Source organism: Pseudomonas sp. FW305-3-2-15-E-TSA4 (genome assembly GCF_058787295.1).
In genome coordinates, this window is sequence record NZ_JBYSZP010000017.1 from 26,724 (window position 1) to 41,866 (window position 15,143).

The 15,143-nt window shown below is 60.5% G+C and carries 15 protein-coding genes and 1 pseudogene; 7 read left to right on the plus strand and 9 right to left on the minus strand.

Features of this window, described 5'->3' with window-relative positions; genetic code table 11:
* Positions 1–71: 71 nt before the first annotated feature.
* The 6 genes from AC3WMV_RS22355 to AC3WMV_RS22380 all read right to left on the minus strand — a co-directional run bounded on the left by AC3WMV_RS22355 (position 72) and on the right by AC3WMV_RS22380 (position 4,580).
* Positions 72–1,412: a sensor histidine kinase gene (locus AC3WMV_RS22355; protein ID WP_103368139.1), complete on the minus strand. Its 1,341-nt coding sequence runs from the start codon at positions 1,410–1,412 to the stop codon at positions 72–74.
* A 181-nt stretch (positions 1,413–1,593) separates the two neighbouring features.
* Positions 1,594–2,043 carry a Spy/CpxP family protein refolding chaperone gene (locus AC3WMV_RS22360; protein ID WP_047600020.1) on the minus strand — a complete coding sequence of 150 codons (450 nt, stop codon included), beginning with the start codon at positions 2,041–2,043 and terminating at the stop codon, positions 1,594–1,596.
* A 246-nt stretch (positions 2,044–2,289) separates the two neighbouring features.
* Entirely contained in the window at positions 2,290–2,967 is a 678-nt protein-coding gene (locus tag AC3WMV_RS22365) for a response regulator transcription factor (RefSeq protein WP_007966021.1), read from the minus strand.
* Between the two features lie 7 nt (positions 2,968–2,974).
* Positions 2,975–3,385, minus strand: a complete 411-nt coding sequence (locus AC3WMV_RS22370; protein WP_027613976.1) for an SH3 domain-containing protein — start codon at positions 3,383–3,385, stop codon at positions 2,975–2,977.
* A gap of 297 nt (positions 3,386–3,682) precedes the next feature.
* Entirely contained in the window at positions 3,683–3,982 is a 300-nt protein-coding gene (locus tag AC3WMV_RS22375) for a YciI family protein (RefSeq protein ID WP_007966019.1), read from the minus strand.
* Between the two features lies 1 nt (position 3,983).
* Entirely contained in the window at positions 3,984–4,580 is a 597-nt protein-coding gene (locus tag AC3WMV_RS22380; RefSeq protein WP_097090169.1) for a septation protein A, read from the minus strand.
* Positions 4,581–4,667: 87 nt separating this feature from the next.
* Here AC3WMV_RS22380 and AC3WMV_RS22385 point away from each other — a divergent pair, with 87 nt between their 5' ends.
* From AC3WMV_RS22385 to rluB, 6 genes are all read left to right on the plus strand, one after another.
* Positions 4,668–5,531: a PHP domain-containing protein gene (locus tag AC3WMV_RS22385; RefSeq protein ID WP_103368138.1), complete on the plus strand. Its 864-nt coding sequence runs from the start codon at positions 4,668–4,670 to the stop codon at positions 5,529–5,531.
* Between the two features lie 13 nt (positions 5,532–5,544).
* Positions 5,545–6,174, plus strand: a complete 630-nt coding sequence (locus tag AC3WMV_RS22390; RefSeq protein WP_007966016.1) for an L-threonylcarbamoyladenylate synthase — start codon at positions 5,545–5,547, stop codon at positions 6,172–6,174.
* On the plus strand, positions 6,175–6,996 hold the full coding sequence (locus AC3WMV_RS22395; protein ID WP_007966015.1) for a segregation and condensation protein A: 822 nt from the start codon (positions 6,175–6,177) through the stop codon (positions 6,994–6,996).
* A gap of 11 nt (positions 6,997–7,007) precedes the next feature.
* A complete protein-coding gene (scpB, locus tag AC3WMV_RS22400) occupies positions 7,008–7,985 on the plus strand; it encodes an SMC-Scp complex subunit ScpB (RefSeq protein WP_103368137.1) in 978 nt (325 codons plus the stop codon).
* Positions 7,986–8,116: 131 nt separating this feature from the next.
* The gene (locus AC3WMV_RS22405) at positions 8,117–8,308 is read left to right on the plus strand and encodes a DUF1289 domain-containing protein (protein WP_047292462.1); all 192 of its coding nucleotides are present in this window, start codon (positions 8,117–8,119) and stop codon (positions 8,306–8,308) included.
* Positions 8,309–8,450: 142 nt separating this feature from the next.
* Positions 8,451–9,665 carry a 23S rRNA pseudouridine(2605) synthase RluB gene (rluB, locus tag AC3WMV_RS22410; RefSeq protein ID WP_027613970.1) on the plus strand — a complete coding sequence of 405 codons (1,215 nt, stop codon included), beginning with the start codon at positions 8,451–8,453 and terminating at the stop codon, positions 9,663–9,665.
* A 198-nt stretch (positions 9,666–9,863) separates the two neighbouring features.
* Here rluB and AC3WMV_RS22415 read toward each other — a convergent pair whose 3' ends face one another.
* Both AC3WMV_RS22415 and AC3WMV_RS22420 read right to left on the minus strand, forming a co-directional pair.
* Positions 9,864–10,829 carry a M29 family metallopeptidase gene (locus tag AC3WMV_RS22415; protein WP_027613969.1) on the minus strand — a complete coding sequence of 322 codons (966 nt, stop codon included), beginning with the start codon at positions 10,827–10,829 and terminating at the stop codon, positions 9,864–9,866.
* 71 nt (positions 10,830–10,900) lie between these two features.
* Positions 10,901–11,038, minus strand: a complete 138-nt coding sequence (locus AC3WMV_RS22420; RefSeq protein WP_003222780.1) for a hypothetical protein — start codon at positions 11,036–11,038, stop codon at positions 10,901–10,903.
* An 893-nt stretch (positions 11,039–11,931) separates the two neighbouring features.
* Between AC3WMV_RS22420 and AC3WMV_RS22425 the strand changes: the two genes are divergently transcribed.
* Positions 11,932–13,353 (plus strand): amino acid permease, encoded by a 1,422-nt coding sequence (locus AC3WMV_RS22425; RefSeq protein ID WP_027613968.1) that lies wholly within the window; start codon positions 11,932–11,934, stop codon positions 13,351–13,353.
* Positions 13,354–13,407: 54 nt separating this feature from the next.
* On the opposite strand, the pseudogene glyA reads toward AC3WMV_RS22425, so the two are convergent.
* Positions 13,408–14,757: pseudogene (gene glyA, locus AC3WMV_RS22430) on the minus strand (serine hydroxymethyltransferase).
* Positions 14,758–15,143: the final 386 nt, after the last annotated feature.

The window sequence follows — 15,143 nt, forward strand, 5'->3', positions numbered from 1 at the left end:
GCGGTGGATCAGTCAATGAATTTTTGTCTGATCCACCGCTATCGCGAGCAGGCTCACTCCTACAGGTTTGATCAGGGTTGCACGACGGCGCCCGGCACCAACGGCAATTCCAGGCTGGCGACAAACCCGCCCTCAGGATGATTGGCCAGCAGCAGACTCCCGCCATGCCGCTCCGCCGCGCGCTTGGCAATCGCCAGGCCCAGACCATGCCCGGCCGCCGTCTGCCCCGGCGCCCGGTAGAACGGCTCGCCCAACTGGCTCAGATGCTCGGCCTGCACGCCCGGCCCGTGGTCGCGCGCACTCACCACAATTCGTTCGCCCTGACGTGTGGCCTGCAATTCGATTGCCTGCCCCACCGGGTTGAAGCGTTGGGCGTTGCGCAAAAGGTTATCGACGGCGCGCTCGATCATGGTCGGCCAGCCGGTCAGCGTCAGGTGTGGTTCGGCATCCAGGCGCACGGTCTGCTCCGGCGAGCCAAGTTGCGCGTCTTTCTGCAGGGTGCCGAGCAGCGCATTCAGGTCTACTTCTTCAGCACTGGCGTTGTCGGCATCGACTCGCGCCAGCACCAGAATTTCGCTGATCAGCGCTTCCAGCCGATCACATTCGCGGGTCAGGCGTGGCCAGAGCTTTCCCCGTTCTTCGGGGTTGGCCCGTTCCGCCAGCGCCAAGGCGATGCGCAGCCGTGCCAAGGGTGAGCGCAGTTCGTGGGACACATCGCGCAGCAACTGGCGCTGACTGCCGATCAGGCTTTGCAGGCGCGCGCCCATGCGGTTGAAGTCGTTGGCCAGCACGCCGAACTCATCGCGACGGTTGGCCAGTTTCGCCAGGCTGTTCTGCTGATAGGTGGTCTGCCCCAGATCATGCACCGCACCGCGTAAACGACTGAGCGGGCGGGTGATGGAGAAGGTCACCAGCAGGCTGAACAGGGTCAGCACCACCAGCGCAATGCCCAGCGCACTGAGCGGCCAGAGCAGGCTTTCGCGGTGCCAGGCGTCGAGCTCCGGGTGCGGGATGCGGAAGATGAACAGATAGGTGTCGCCGGTTTTTTCGCTGGTGAATTCGTCGGTCAGGCGCCGCCAGGGCAGGCGTCGATCATCGTTGTTCTGCCGGGCTTCGAAAGCGGCGGCCCTGCGAGGGAAGGTGCCACGCACTACCGGGTCGCCGCTTTCGTTCAGCACCTGGACATCGATGTGATATTGGCGCTTGCGTTGTTCGAGGATGTCCTGCGCGGCATCCTCGCCCTGGGCTTCGTAGGTTTGCGTCCATTCGGCGGCCAGGGTGTTGAGGCCGGGATGGCGGCTGAGGATCCACGCGTCCTGGTTGAGCATGTGCCCGAGCAGAATCGACAGCCCCGCCACTAGAGCAATGGCCAGCCAGAAGCTTGCGAGAATACGCCAGAACAATGAACGCACAGAAAATCCTCAATCAAACAAAAAACTCAACAATGTGGGAACGGGCTTGCTCGCGAATGCGGTGTGTCAGTCAACATTACTTTGTCTGATACACCGTATTCGCGAGCAAGCCCGCTCCCACATTTGGATTGAGTGGCAACAGAACCGACGGCGCTTAGCCGTCGGATCCGAGGTTATCGCATTATTGCGCTTTTTGCGGTTGTTGCGCTTTCCACGCTTTGAACTCGGCCCATTCGGCGCGGCGTTCAGCCTGTTTCTTCTGGATCTCGTCGAATTTCTTCTGTTGATCCGGTTTCAGCAGGTTGCGTACGTCAGCTTCGGCTTTCTTGTGGTTGGCGGCCATCTCGTCTTTCATGGCTTTCTGGTCGGCCGGCGAGAGTTTTTCCAGGTACTTCTCGACTACCTGGCGACGCTCATGCATCTGCTCGCCCATGATCTTGCGGATCTGATCACGTTGTTCACGGGACAGGTCGAGTTGGCTGTACGGGCCTTTGCCGTGCTCGCCGTGCATCTGACCGCCGTGGCGTGGGCCGTCGAGCGGGCCACCCATCGGGCCACCATCCTGTGGCATGGCCATGGCGACGGTTGGCAGAGCGGCAGCGAACATCAGAGCGATAAGAGTCTTGCGCATGGTGTATCTCCTTGTCTCGTTCCCGGTACGTTCCGGATGAGTTCAGATTACGGAGATCAAGGTCAGCGGCGGTCAGCGCTGCGTAAAGCTTGAGTAAAGACGCTTTGTTTCCAGCCTTACACATATCCCCCTGCAGGAGCTGCGGCACGCTGCGACCTTTTGATCTTCAAAAGCAAAGATCGCAGCCTTCGGCAGCTCCTACAGGGGGGCGTCGTTGTGTCGGACGACCTCGTCGCGGTGGTTGGATCAGAGGCTGTAGTAGTAACCGCGGCTGCGCAGGGCGACGATTCGCGGGCGACCGTCGGGGTGGGGGCCGATCTTCTTGCGCAGGTTGCTGACGTGCATGTCGAGGCTGCGGTCGTACAGGGTCAGTTTGCGGCCGAGGGCCAGTTGCGCCAGTTCCTGTTTGTCCAGCGGCTCGCCGGGCTGCTTGAGCAGGGCTTCGAGCAAACGACTTTCGGAAACGGTGAGAGTCAGTTCTTTCTCGTCGATGCTGACCACGCCACGCACCGGGCTGAAGCTCAGGTCGCCGAGTTCGAGCTGGGTCGACACGGCAGCCGGGTGACTGCGGCGCAATACGGCACGCAGGCGTGCGGTGAGTTCACGCGGATCGCAGGGTTTGGCCAGGTAATCGTCGGCGCCCAGCTCCAGACCGAGGATGCGATCCAGCGGTTCGCCACGGGCCGAGAGCATCAGCACTGGCAAATCGGCGTGTTCGCTGCGCAATTGCTTGAGCAGTTCCAGACCGCTGCCGTCGGGCAGCATCACGTCCAGCACCACCGCCGCCGGGGCAGATTCGGCCAACGCTTTGCGCGCGCTCTGGCCATCGTGGCAGGCGCGTACCTGGAAGCCTTCCTGGCTCAGCCAGCTACTCAGGAGTTCGCACAACTCCTGGTCATCATCAATCAGTAACAGCTCGCTCATGACTCACTCAATTTAGCCATTGCCGACGTTTTCGGCTTGCTCCACTGGCAAAGATACCGCACAGCAGCGCCAATAGCGCTACCCCGGCGCCGGTGACGAACCATTGCTGCTGTTCGGTCAACAGACGCGGCAATGGACTGGCCTGGGCTTCCTTGAGCTGCAGCTTCAGGCGCTGGTTCTCCTGACGCAACCGGGCAAGCTGGGCGCTTTCGCGGGTGTTATCGGCATTTTGCAGTTGTTTGCTCAGTTCTTCCCGCTGCTGCTCGCTGGCCTTCAGGCGCTGCTGCAGTTCGGTAATCTGACTGCCGGCACTTAACGACAATGGCGTGGAGCTGCCGCTTTCGGTGGTTTCCTCACCATGGGCGGGCGCCATGATCGACAACGTGACCCACATCAGACACAACGGACCTTTGCGCATTGCGATTCCTGCTTGCAAATGGATATTGGGCAGGTTGTCGGCAGGAAAACGAGAATAATGAGCGATTGAGAGCGGTGAGAAGCGGGAAGGTTCAGTGCTTGGAGTGGGTTGAGTGTGGCGAGAGAGCTGTTGTGGTGAGGGGATTCAGCGAAACGTCGCACCGCCCCGATGGGCTGCGAAGCAGACCTGAAATGGGAGCATGCGGTGTGTCAGGCACACCGCATTGGATGGCTTTGGGTTGCTGCGCAACCATCGGGGATAAATCCCCTCGCCACAGAGCCCCTCCACATTCCTTGGTTACGGCAAGACTTGCTTGAACGGCTTGACGATCACGTTGGCGTACACGCCGGCGGCGATGTACGGATCGGCGTCGGCCCAGGCCTGGGCGGCGCTCAGGGAGTCGAATTCGGCGACGATCAGGCTGCCGGTGAAACCCGCAGCGCCCGGATCATTGCTGTCGACCGCCGGGTGCGGGCCGGCCAGTACGATGCGGCCTTCGCCCTTGAGCACTTGCAGGCGTTCGAGGTGGGCGGGGCGCGCGGCGAGGCGGGCTTCGAGCGAGTTGGCGACGTCGGTGGCAATGATTGCGTAGAGCATGTCAGTCCTCGGTTTTTGGTGTTGTGGTATCGGCGTCATGCAGATGGCGGGACAGGTAGATGCCCTGACCGACCAGGAACAGCACGGTCATGCCCAGGCTGCCGAACACCTTGAAGTCGACCCAGATGCTCTGGAAGGTGAACGCCACGAACAGGTTGGCAGCCCCGCAGAACAGGAAAAAGGCGATCCAGGCGATGTTCAGGCGGGTCCAGACCGGATCCGGCAGGGTCAGCGCGTGGCCCATGATGCGTTTGATCAGCAGGCGGTCACCGATGAAGTGGCTGCCGATGAAGGCCAGGGCAAACAGCCAGTTGACCACCGGGGCTTTCCATTTGAGGAAGGTCTCGCTGTGGAAGGCCAGGGTCAGGCTGCCGAACACCAGGCAGGCGATCAGGGTCAGCCATTGGCTCTTTTCCAGCTTGCGCTGTTTGATGAACAACGCGCCGTAGACCACCAGGGAGCTGATGATCAGCATCGCCGTGGCGCTGTAAATACCACCTACAGTGACTTCGTGACCGGTGATATCGACAACCCGTGGATCAAGTTTGTAAACGATGAAAAACAGCAGAAGCGGGATGAAATCGATGAATTGTTTCACAGTGAGAGCCAGAAGCTGGATGTGGCGGCATAATAACAAACATATGGGCGCGCGATAGCGCCAGCTGATTTGAGGTTACAACTCCCCGTGAATGTTGATTTGCATTGCCACAGCACGGCCTCCGATGGCGCCCTGGCGCCAGCGATTCTGGTTGTGCGTGCGTTCGAAAACGGCGTGCGAATCCTTTCGTTGACCGATCATGACACCCTCGAAGGCCTCGCCGAAGCGCGCAGCGCCGCCGAAGAACTGGGCATGCAACTGGTCAATGGCGTCGAACTGTCCTGCACCTGGGGCGGCGCGACCATCCACGTGCTGGGCTACGGTTTCGACGTCAACGCCGCGCCACTGGTCGAGGCGATCGCCCGATTGCACGATGGCCGCTGGCTGCGGTCGGAAGAAATAAGCCGCAAGCTCGGCCTCAAAGGTATGCCCGGTGCCCTCGACGGCGCCCGGCAGATCCAGCAGGAGCTGGGCGACAGCGGCAACGCCCCGGCCCGTCCGCATTTCGCCGACTGGATGGTGCGTGAAGGTTTTGTAAAGGATCGCGCCGAAGCATTCCGCAAATGGCTCGGCGCCGGCAAGCTGGGTGACGTCAAGCAACACTGGCCGACGCTGGAAGACACCGTCGGCACCCTGCGCGCCGCCGGGGCGTGGGTCAGTCTGGCGCATCCATGGCACTACGATTTCACCCGCAGCAAGCGCCGAAAGCTGATTGCCGACTATATTCAAGCGGGCGGGCATGCAATCGAAGTGGTCAATGGCCATCAGCCCGCGGAACAGGTCGGCAGCCTGGCCATCCTTGCCCGCGAGTTCGGTCTGCTGGTCAGCTCCGGCAGTGATTTCCATGGCCCTGGAGGCTGGTCCGAGATTGGCCAGTACCGGCCGGTTCCCGAGGACCTTCCACCCCTGTGGTGTCGGTTCAAACATGACACAGATATTGCCGCCGTCTGAACAGGTAGAAAACGTGAGTCAATTTTTCCAGATCCATCCGGAAAACCCGCAAGCGCGCCTGATCAAACAGGCAGTCGAAATCATCCGCAAGGGCGGGGTGGTGATTTATCCCACGGACTCTTCCTACGCCATCGGTTGCCAGATCGGCGACAAGACCGCGATCGAGCGCGTGCGCCGTCTGCGCCAGCTCGACGAGAAGCACAACTTCGCGCTGATCTGCAGCGACCTGTCGCAACTGGGCAACTACGCCAAGATCGACACCGGCACTTTCCGCATTCTCAAGGCGCATCTGCCGGGGCCTTACACCTTTATCCTCAACGCCACCCGCGAAGTGCCGCGCCTGTTGCTGCATCCGAAAAAACGCACCATCGGCCTGCGGGTGCCGAGCCATCCGATTGCCCTGGCGTTGCTGGCCGAACTCGGCGAGCCGCTGATGAGCGTGACCCTGATCATGCCCGGCGACGAAGATCCGCTGAGCGATCCGTACGAAATGCGTCAATTGCTCGAACACCAGGTGGACCTGATCATCGACGGCGGTTTCGGCGGGATCAAGGCGTCTACCGTGATTGACCTGACCGGCGACGACCCGGAAGTGATCCGCGTCGGTTGCGGCGACCCCGCGCCGTTCATGGTCGAGGCCTGAATGTCCGCAGTGGAGACCGTTGTCGATCCCCAGGCCGGCGCCCAGCAGGAACTGCCGTTTGCCATGGTCTATGGCCAGGCAGTCACGGAAATGCCGCTGGACCTGTACATCCCGCCGGATGCGCTGGAAGTGTTTCTCGAAGCCTTCGAAGGCCCGCTCGACTTGCTGCTGTACCTGATCCGCAAACAGAACATCAACATCCTCGACATCCCGGTGGCGGAAATCACCCGCCAGTACATGGGCTATGTCGAATTGATGCAGTCGGTGCGTCTGGAGCTGGCCGCCGAGTATCTGGTGATGGCGGCGATGCTGGCCGAGATCAAATCACGGATGCTTTTGCCGCGCGCCGAAACCGTCGAAGATGAAGAGGACGACCCGCGCGCCGAACTGATCCGTCGCCTGCAGGAATACGAGCGCTTCAAGGCTGCCGCCGAAGGCATCGACGGCCTGAGCCGGGTCGGTCGCGATGTGGTCGTGCCCAAGCTCGACGCCCCCGAAGCCCGGGCGCGCAAGCTGTTGCCGGATGTCGCGCTGGAAGAGATTCTGATGTCCATGGCCGAAGTGCTGCGCCGGGGCGACATGTTCGAGAGCCACCAGGTCAGCCGCGAGGCACTGTCGACCCGCGAGCGCATGAGCGATGTGCTGGAACGGCTCAAGGGCGGCGGTTTTGTGCCGTTCGTCGAGCTGTTCACCGCCGAGGAAGGTCGCCTCGGCGTGGTGGTGACCTTTATGGCAATCCTTGAACTGGTCAAGGAATCCTTGGTCGAGCTGGTGCAGAATGAGCCGTTCGCCGCGATCCACGTGCGAGCCCGAGCCGAATAACGAGTCGAAACATGAACCTGACTGAACCCCGCGAGCTGGCGCCCCTGCTTGAAGCCTTTCTGTTGGCCTCGGGAAAACCGCAATCGCTTGAACGCCTCTACGAACTGTTCGAAGAAGGCGAGCGCCCCGAACCGCCGGTCTTCAAGAAAGCCCTGAGCCTGCTGGCCAAGTCCTGCGAGGGCCGCGCGTTCGAGCTCAAGGAAGTCGCCTCCGGCTACCGCCTGCAGATCCGCGAGAAGTTTTCGCCGTGGGTCGGACGTTTGTGGGAAGAACGTCCGCAGCGCTATTCCCGGGCGCTGCTGGAAACCATGGCGCTGATTGCCTATCGCCAGCCGATCACCCGCGGTGAGATCGAAGACGTGCGGGGCGTGGCGGTCAACACCAACATCGTCAAGACGCTGATCGAGCGCGAGTGGATCCGCATCGTCGGTTACCGCGACGTGCCGGGCAAACCGGCGATGTTCGCTACTACCAAGGCGTTTCTCGATCATTTCAACCTGAAAAACCTCGAAGACTTGCCACCGCTGGCGGAACTGCGCGAGATGGAAACCGAGCCGGTCCTCGATTTCGACGACGCACCGGCACCGCAGGGCCTGCAGGAACAGGCCGACGCCAGCGCCGACCCGGAAGAACCGAAGGAAGAAACCAGTTTCCACACGCTGTTGCTGGAGCTGGACAGCATGGAGGAGGGGATCAAGACCGACTTCGATGATCTGTTGCGCGATGCCGCGGATGGTGAAGCGTCGACGACTGAGCCGGGAGTCGAGACCGTCGAGCCGGCGATTGAAGTTGAACTTGAGGCCGAGCCTGAAGCCGAACCGGAAGAGGATGTGCTGGGCGTTGCCGAAGCCCGGGAAAAACTCCTGGCCGCCGTCGCTGCCCTCGAACAACCGGTGCCAGAACCTGAACCCGAGCTGAGCGAAGAAGAAGCTGAAGCCCGTGCGCTGGCGGAAGCCATCGAAGCCGAACGCCGCGAATTCGAGGACTGATAACGAACAACTGTGGGAGCGAGCCTGCTCGCGAATGCGGCGTGTCAGACAACGTTGATGTCGACTGACAGGACCCTTTCGCGAGCAGGCTCGCTCCCACATTTGGATCTACGTTCAGCCAGGAGATGCTGATGAGCTCAACCAAAGACCCGTGCATCAGCCTGTGCAAGTTCAGCGACGACATCTGCCTCGGCTGTGGCCGCAGCAAGCGCGAGATCCGTGCCTGGAAGAAACTCGACAAGGACGACAAGCGCACGGTGCTGGCCGAAGCCGCGCTGCGCCTGATCAAGCTGGGTGGCGCCGGTCGGCGGAAAAAGAAATAAGTAGCAAACCATCAGCTAGTCTCTGATGCGCGATGACGCACATCCGCGTATGATTCGCGACCCTTCGGCGATCCCTTCGCCCGAAAACCAGATTTCAATGCTTCAGGCGTCGCCTGAACAGACCACACCGGGAGGTGCCCAGATGAGTGACATCAATCAGCAAGACGACCAGGAAATCGGCCCAGCAGGCGAAAAACTGCAGAAAGTCCTCGCCCGTATCGGCGTTGGCTCGCGCCGTGACGTCGAAGCCTGGATCAGCCAGGGCCGGATCAAGGTCAATGGCAAAGACGCCACCCTCGGCCTGCGCGTCGACATGCACGACGCGATCACCATCGATGGCAAGGTGATCAAGCGCGAAGAGGCTGCCGAATCGGTGCGCCGCGTGATCATGTACAACAAGCCCGATGGCGAGATCTGCACCCGTGACGACCCGGAAGGCCGTCCGACCGTGTTCGACAAGCTGCCGCGTCCGAAAGAAGGCCGCTGGATCAACATCGGTCGTCTCGACATCAACACCACCGGTCTGCTGATGTTCACCACCGACGGTGAGCTGGCCAACCGCCTGATGCACCCGTCCTACGAGATGGACCGTGAGTACGCCGTGCGTGTACGCGGTGAAGTCGACGACGAAATGATCGAGCGCCTGAAGGCCGGCGTGGTACTGGAAGACGGCCCGGCACGTTTCACCGACATTCAACAGGCACCGGGCGGCGAAGGCTTCAACCACTGGTATCACTGCGTGGTGATGGAAGGCCGTAACCGTGAGGTTCGTCGTCTGTGGGAATCCCAGGGCCTGGTGGTCAGCCGTCTGAAGCGCGTGCGTTTCGGTCCGGTGTTCCTCAACTCTGATCTGCCGATGGGCCGCTGGCGCGAAATGAGCCAGTACGAAGTCGACGTGCTCAGTGCCGAAGTCGGCCTGACCCCGGTGGCGATGCCGCAACTCAACGCCAAGAGCAAGGACAAGCTGGAGCGTATGCAGCGCAAATCGTCGCGGCCGATGGCCAAGACCGAGCGCGTGCGTACCCTGCGTCCAGCCGCTGGCGCGCCGACCGGTCCGCGTCCGAGCCGTGAGCCGCAGATCGAAGGCGAGCGTCCGGGTCGCAAGCCGGCTGCACGTCCGGATGGCGAGCGCGCTCCGCGTGGTCGTACCGAGCGTGGCGAAGGTCGTGCGCCGGCCGGTCGCGGTACGCCGGTGGCGGATCGTCCTGCCGACACCACCAACAAGCGTCCGGCCAAGCCTGCACCGAAGCGTCCGGGGATCAAACTGGTCGACGGCGACAAGCCGTCGGGCAAGCGTCGTGGTGCTCCGGCCGGTTCCGGTCAGCGTCCGGGTTTCGGTCGCAAGAAGCCGGAATAAAGCAGTTGTGAGCTTTGAGCGGCAAGCTTCGAGCTAAAGCAAAAAACGCCAACCGCAGGGTTGGCGTTTTTTTTCGTCTGGCGGAAGGTATGTAGCGTCTGATTCGGCCTCTTCGCGAGCAGGCTCGCTCCCACATTAGAATTGCGTCGAACACAAATCTCCTGTGGGAGCGAGCCTGCTCGCGAAGGCGTCAATCGCCTAAAACACAAACCGCCCATCAAACACTGGCTTGTCATCCAGCGCCAACACCCCGCCGGAGAAGATCAGGTCCAGGTGATGACTGCCCTTGGCCCCACCGCCCAGTCCCAGATGCAACCCACAATGCCGCTCTTCGAACCCGGCATTGCGCGCATACAGATCTTTCACACCTTCATTGGTACCAATCCCCAATTCCTCGATGCGTCGGTTTGACGGGTTGGCGTCCAGGTATTTGTTGAAGTCGTGTTCCAGCCCCGGCACATCGGTGGCGATGCGGCTGATGGTCGAGTTCTCGATCCACAGTTCCAGTGGCGACTCCAGCACGCCGTACTTGCGTGCAAACGGGATGGTGCTGAGGAACGTGCCCTTGAATTTCACATGGCCGTTGATGGCTTCGCTGTGGGTGGCGATTTCGCCGGGGGCCAGGTCGAAGTTGCCGACGCCGTTGATGTCGGTCCACTTCTTGATGCTGCTCAGCGGTGTTTCGAACCGCGAGCCATGTTCGTCGGTAAAGCTTAGTGTGGTGGCCTGGGACATGCGCTGGATCAAGTGGCTGTTGAGCCCGGCGATGCGCTGCGGGGTGACGCTGAAAGTGTCGTAGAAATAGTCGCCGTAATCCTTGAACAGCAGCGACTTCTTCCAGTTTTCCGCCATCACGCCCTGCAGGGCGCGAACGAACTCCGGGCCGTCGGGGCGCGGGTTGGGCAGGGTGGAAGAGTCGTAGAAGAAAATGTACAGATCGCTGTCGGCAATCGCCGCGGTCAGCGTTGCGGTGCTTTCCAGGTCCAGGCGACGGGCACTGAACGTGAAGCGGGGATGATCGCCGGCCTGTTCGGCGATGGCGCCGGTCAGGGCTTCGTAATCGGCGGTGTGGCCGAGCAGTACCTTCGCTGAATCGAGACCGGCAAGGGCAGGGTGATGTTCGAGGTAGTAAAGGAAATGCGAGATCGCGCGGGGCTTATCCATGAGTCCTCCCTGACTGACCGTGAAGAAAGCGGCAGGCACGACCGGCCGGATCGTGCCTGCCCGGGGATGTCTTACAGAGGCCACATCGCCGTGCCGAACGGAACCACCGCGTCGGCTTGCATCATTTCCACAGCCGCCTCATGGGTCGGTGCTTCGAACCATTCGTCCAGTTGCAGTTCGGTGTCCAGGTCTTTTTCCAGTGCTTGCATGGTCGATCTCCTAGATGACTTTCACAGTTATGACTGGCCGGTCGAGTTGGCCGGCAAGACGTGAAGAACCTAGTTCAGGGTGTTTTGTAATGCAAAAAATTATTTATTTAAAATTTAAATAAACTTTTTATTCTGTTTTTAAGCGGCGGATTTCTTATTTGAAAACAAAAAACTAAGCGGCACCTTTCATTAGCAAGCTTGCTACCGTCAATTTGCAGACGTCCTACAGAATTTTCCGAAATGGAAAATCTGCGTTACGCCTCGTAAAGAAAAGTTTACGAAAACACCGGTAAAGCCCAGTGGATTTACCTCTCTGCAGACGCTGTAAGGAAAACCTGCCGAAGCCCGGCTGCAAAGGCGTCGCGCAGGGCTCTGGCGCGCTTGTTTCAGCGCTGTTTGCAGGGTGAGATGCGCCTCATGCCTGTCGTGCAGGTGAATAACAAGAAGGAGGCGCAATGAACGCCGTGATCGATCTCCACTTCTCTCCGTGGGACGTTTTTTTCCTCGTCCCCGTCGATGGCCTGCAAAGGCCTGACTCAATTTTTGCAGCCGCCCGAGTGTCTCGAGGCGGACCCACGCAATCCCGGCAAGCGCCACGCTGATCCAGCGGGGTCTGGCAGCAGGGGGTTAGCGGTGTACAATGCGCCGCGTTTTAACTGTGACCCTCTGCGTAATCGCGCAAACCTCAAGGTTATCCGCCTTGTTCACTCCGCCACGTCACAAGCGTGTCGGGTTCGATTTCGTCACAGATAAAAACAAACAGGTGACGCATGACCGTTGTAAAAACGCTGAATTCCTGGTGCTTGCGCTGGGGTTTGATCGGGGTTGTCTGAAATCGCAACCTTGCAGCAACGTCTACTGAACATCATCAAACCTTGCGTGGGACCTTTTTCATGAGTGGACAAAACTCGCAATCAGGCGAGCTGAAACGCGGCCTGAAAAATCGCCATATTCAACTGATCGCCCTCGGTGGCGCGATCGGTACCGGATTGTTCCTCGGCTCGGCCGGGGTGCTGAAATCCGCCGGCCCGTCGATGATCCTCGGCTACGCCATCTGCGGCTTCATCGCCTTCATGATCATGCGCCAGCTCGGCGAGATGATCGTCGAAGAGCCGGTGGCCGGTTCCTTCAGCCATTTCGCGCACAAGTACTGGGGCGGTTTTGCCGGTTTCCTGTCGGGCTGGAACTGCTGGATTCTGTACATTCTGGTGGGCATGTCGGAGCTGACCGCGGTCGGCAAGTACATCCACTACTGGGCGCCGGACATCCCGACCTGGGTCACCGCCGCCGCCTTCTTCGTGCTGATCAACGCGATCAACCTGGCCAACGTCAAAGTCTTCGGGGAGGCCGAATTCTGGTTCGCGATCATCAAAGTCGTGGCGATCGTCGGCATGATCGCGCTGGGCAGCTACCTGCTGGTCAGCGGCCATGGCGGCCCGCAGGCCTCGGTCAGTAACCTGTGGTCGCACGGCGGGTTCTTTCCCAACGGCGTCAGCGGCCTGGTGATGGCCATGGCGATCATCATGTTCTCCTTCGGTGGCCTGGAAATGCTCGGTTTCACTGCAGCCGAAGCCGACAAGCCGAAAACCGTGATCCCGAAAGCGATCAACCAGGTGATCTACCGCATCCTGATTTTCTACATCGGCGCGCTGGTGATCCTGCTGTCGCTGACTCCTTGGGACAGCCTGCTGGCTACCCTCAACGCGTCCGGCGATTCGTACAGCGGCAGCCCGTTCGTGCAGGTGTTCTCGATGCTCGGCAGCAACACCGCTGCGCACATCCTCAACTTCGTGGTGCTGACCGCGGCGCTGTCGGTGTACAACAGCGGCACCTACTGCAACAGCCGCATGCTGCTGGGCATGGCCGAGCAGGGCGATGCGCCGAAAGGTCTGGCGAAGATCGACAAGCGCGGCGTGCCGGTGCGTTCGATCCTGGCGTCGGCAGCGGTCACGCTGGTGGCCGTGCTGCTCAACTATCTGATCCCGCAGCAGGCGCTGGAACTGCTGATGTCGCTGGTGGTTGCAACGCTGGTGATCAACTGGGCGATGATCAGCTTCTCGCACTTCAAGTTCCGACAGCACATGAACAAGACGCAGCAGACACCACTGTTCAAGGCGCTGTGGTACCCGTACGGCAACTACATCTGCCTGGCGTTCGTGGTGTTCATCCTTGGCGTGATGCTGCTGATCCCGGGCATCCAGATCTCGGTGTACGCGATTCCGGTGTGGGTCGTGTTCATGTGGGTCTGCTACGTGATCAAGAACAAGCGTGGGGCGCAGCAGGCGCTGCACGCGGCGGGTTCTGCCGCGAAGTAAGCCAGACGCAGAAAGTGAGAAACCCGGCCAATGTGCCGGGTTTTTTATTGGTCGTCAGACGTATTCGGCGATGGGATGGGCTGTGCAGAACGCTTCGGTCTGCAACCGGAATTGCTCGCGCAAGGCCGGTTCCAGCAGGTAATCCTGCTCGCTGATCGGTCTCACACTGTCGAGGATCCGGCAGATCAGATCGACGATCTGGCGACATCCCTGCGGATCGATTCTGCGCTGCGCGATGGAGCCCGTGCCGATGCGCAGACCGCTGGTAATGAGTGAAGGGCGTGTCTCGCCCGGTACACGATATTTGTCCACGATAATTGCGCAACGCTCCAGCGCCGACTCGGCAATGGCGCCGGTGATGCCGCCACGCAACCGAATCAATACCGTATGGTTTTCACTGCCCCCGCCGACGACTTCGTAGTCGTGAGCCTGAAAGGCGCTGGCGAACTCGTCAGCCGTGCTGCGAATCCGCCCCATGCTTCTGTCGAACTCCGTGGACTTTGCGTAAGCCAGAGCCGCCGCCTTCGCAGCGATCATGTTGACGGCAGGCGCGCCCTGCATTCGCGGATAAACGGCCTGGTCGAGGGCGCGGCTGAATGTCGTCCTCAAGCCGGGCACCTTGGTGTTCGCCGCTTGACCCGAAAGGATCAGACCGCCGCGCGGGCCCATGAGTTGTTTGTGGGTGCAGGTGGTGGTGACGTGTGCGACGTCGATCGGACTGGGATGCCGCCCTGTGGCAACCAGTCCGGCGATATGCTAAATATCGGCGAGCAGGATGGCGCCGGCTTCATCGGCAATCTCGCGAAATCGTTGGAAATCGATGACCCGTGAGTACGCCGTCGCGCCGCACATGATGATGCGTGGGCGATGGGCGAGCGCCAGTTTGCGCACCTGGTCGTAATCGATGACCCCCGCTGAAGTCGTGCCGTACCGAATCGCCTTGTAGTAAATGCCGGCGAATGAGGTGGAACTGCCATGGGTATGATGGCCGCCGTATTTGACGCCCATTCCCAGCAAGGTATCGCCTGGTTCGAGCAGGGCGGTCAGCACGTGGTAATTGGCGTTTGATGCCGAATGCGATTGCACGCTTGCGTACTGGGCATCGAACAGTTCCCGCGCTCTGCGGATGGCAAGCGCTTCGACCAGATCGACGTTTTCGCACCCGCCGCCGTAACGTCTGCCGGGCAACCCCTCGGCCGTCACATTGACCAGTGCCGAAGCGGAGGCGGCCAGGGTCATGGGCCTGACGGCGCAAGAGGAGGAGACCAGCGACAGCACCTGGTGCTGACGGGCAACTTCCGCGTCGAGGATCCCTGCCAGTTCGGCGTCTTGCGCCCACAGATCCGCCAGGCCCCGTTGCAGCAGATCAGCCTGGTTCATGAGCGGTTCGGTATGGACTGCCATTGTCTGTATTCCTTCCCTGTGTGCAGCGCGCTGCGAACGAGCGCGACTTCCTTGGTTTTACCGGAGGGTGCGTGCGTTTCTGCCCTTGACCGACCGGATACAGCGGATTCCTTGTTTTCGCGGCAGTGCGCGCAAACTAATCTCTGTATCGACGACCCGTTTTCTGCTGACTGCGGTCGCTGCCGACAGCCCGGTTGCCCGTCGCATACGGCGGAACACCAGAAAATTAATCAGAAAAATGAACATTGTTCAAATAAAATGATTCTTTTCTCCGGGCCTCAGGGTGTAAAACTGCAGGCGGGAAGGATCGCTATTCACGAGATTCTACTGGCCGATAAGCAGAACTGACGGGTCAGTACAGAATTCGAACTGTTCTTTTTGGTTCA

Bases quoted from the DNA above. Each gene is read 5' to 3' on its own strand.
- AC3WMV_RS22360 (WP_047600020.1), bottom strand. From the start codon at position 2,043: ATGCGCAAGACTCTTATCGCTCTGATGTTCGCTGCCGCTCTGCCAACC.
- AC3WMV_RS22365 (WP_007966021.1), bottom strand. From the start codon at position 2,967: ATGAGCGAGCTGTTACTGATTGATGATGACCAGGAGTTGTGCGAACTC.
- AC3WMV_RS22370 (WP_027613976.1), bottom strand. From the start codon at position 3,385: ATGCGCAAAGGTCCGTTGTGTCTGATGTGGGTCACGTTGTCGATCATG.
- AC3WMV_RS22375 (WP_007966019.1), bottom strand. From the start codon at position 3,982: ATGCTCTACGCAATCATTGCCACCGACGTCGCCAACTCGCTCGAAGCC.
- AC3WMV_RS22395 (WP_007966015.1), top strand. From the start codon at position 6,175: ATGTCCGCAGTGGAGACCGTTGTCGATCCCCAGGCCGGCGCCCAGCAG.
- scpB (WP_103368137.1), top strand. From the start codon at position 7,008: ATGAACCTGACTGAACCCCGCGAGCTGGCGCCCCTGCTTGAAGCCTTT.
- AC3WMV_RS22405 (WP_047292462.1), top strand. From the start codon at position 8,117: ATGAGCTCAACCAAAGACCCGTGCATCAGCCTGTGCAAGTTCAGCGAC.
- rluB (WP_027613970.1), top strand. From the start codon at position 8,451: ATGAGTGACATCAATCAGCAAGACGACCAGGAAATCGGCCCAGCAGGC.
- AC3WMV_RS22415 (WP_027613969.1), bottom strand. From the start codon at position 10,829: ATGGATAAGCCCCGCGCGATCTCGCATTTCCTTTACTACCTCGAACAT.
- AC3WMV_RS22420 (WP_003222780.1), bottom strand. From the start codon at position 11,038: ATGCAAGCACTGGAAAAAGACCTGGACACCGAACTGCAACTGGACGAA.
- AC3WMV_RS22425 (WP_027613968.1), top strand. From the start codon at position 11,932: ATGAGTGGACAAAACTCGCAATCAGGCGAGCTGAAACGCGGCCTGAAA.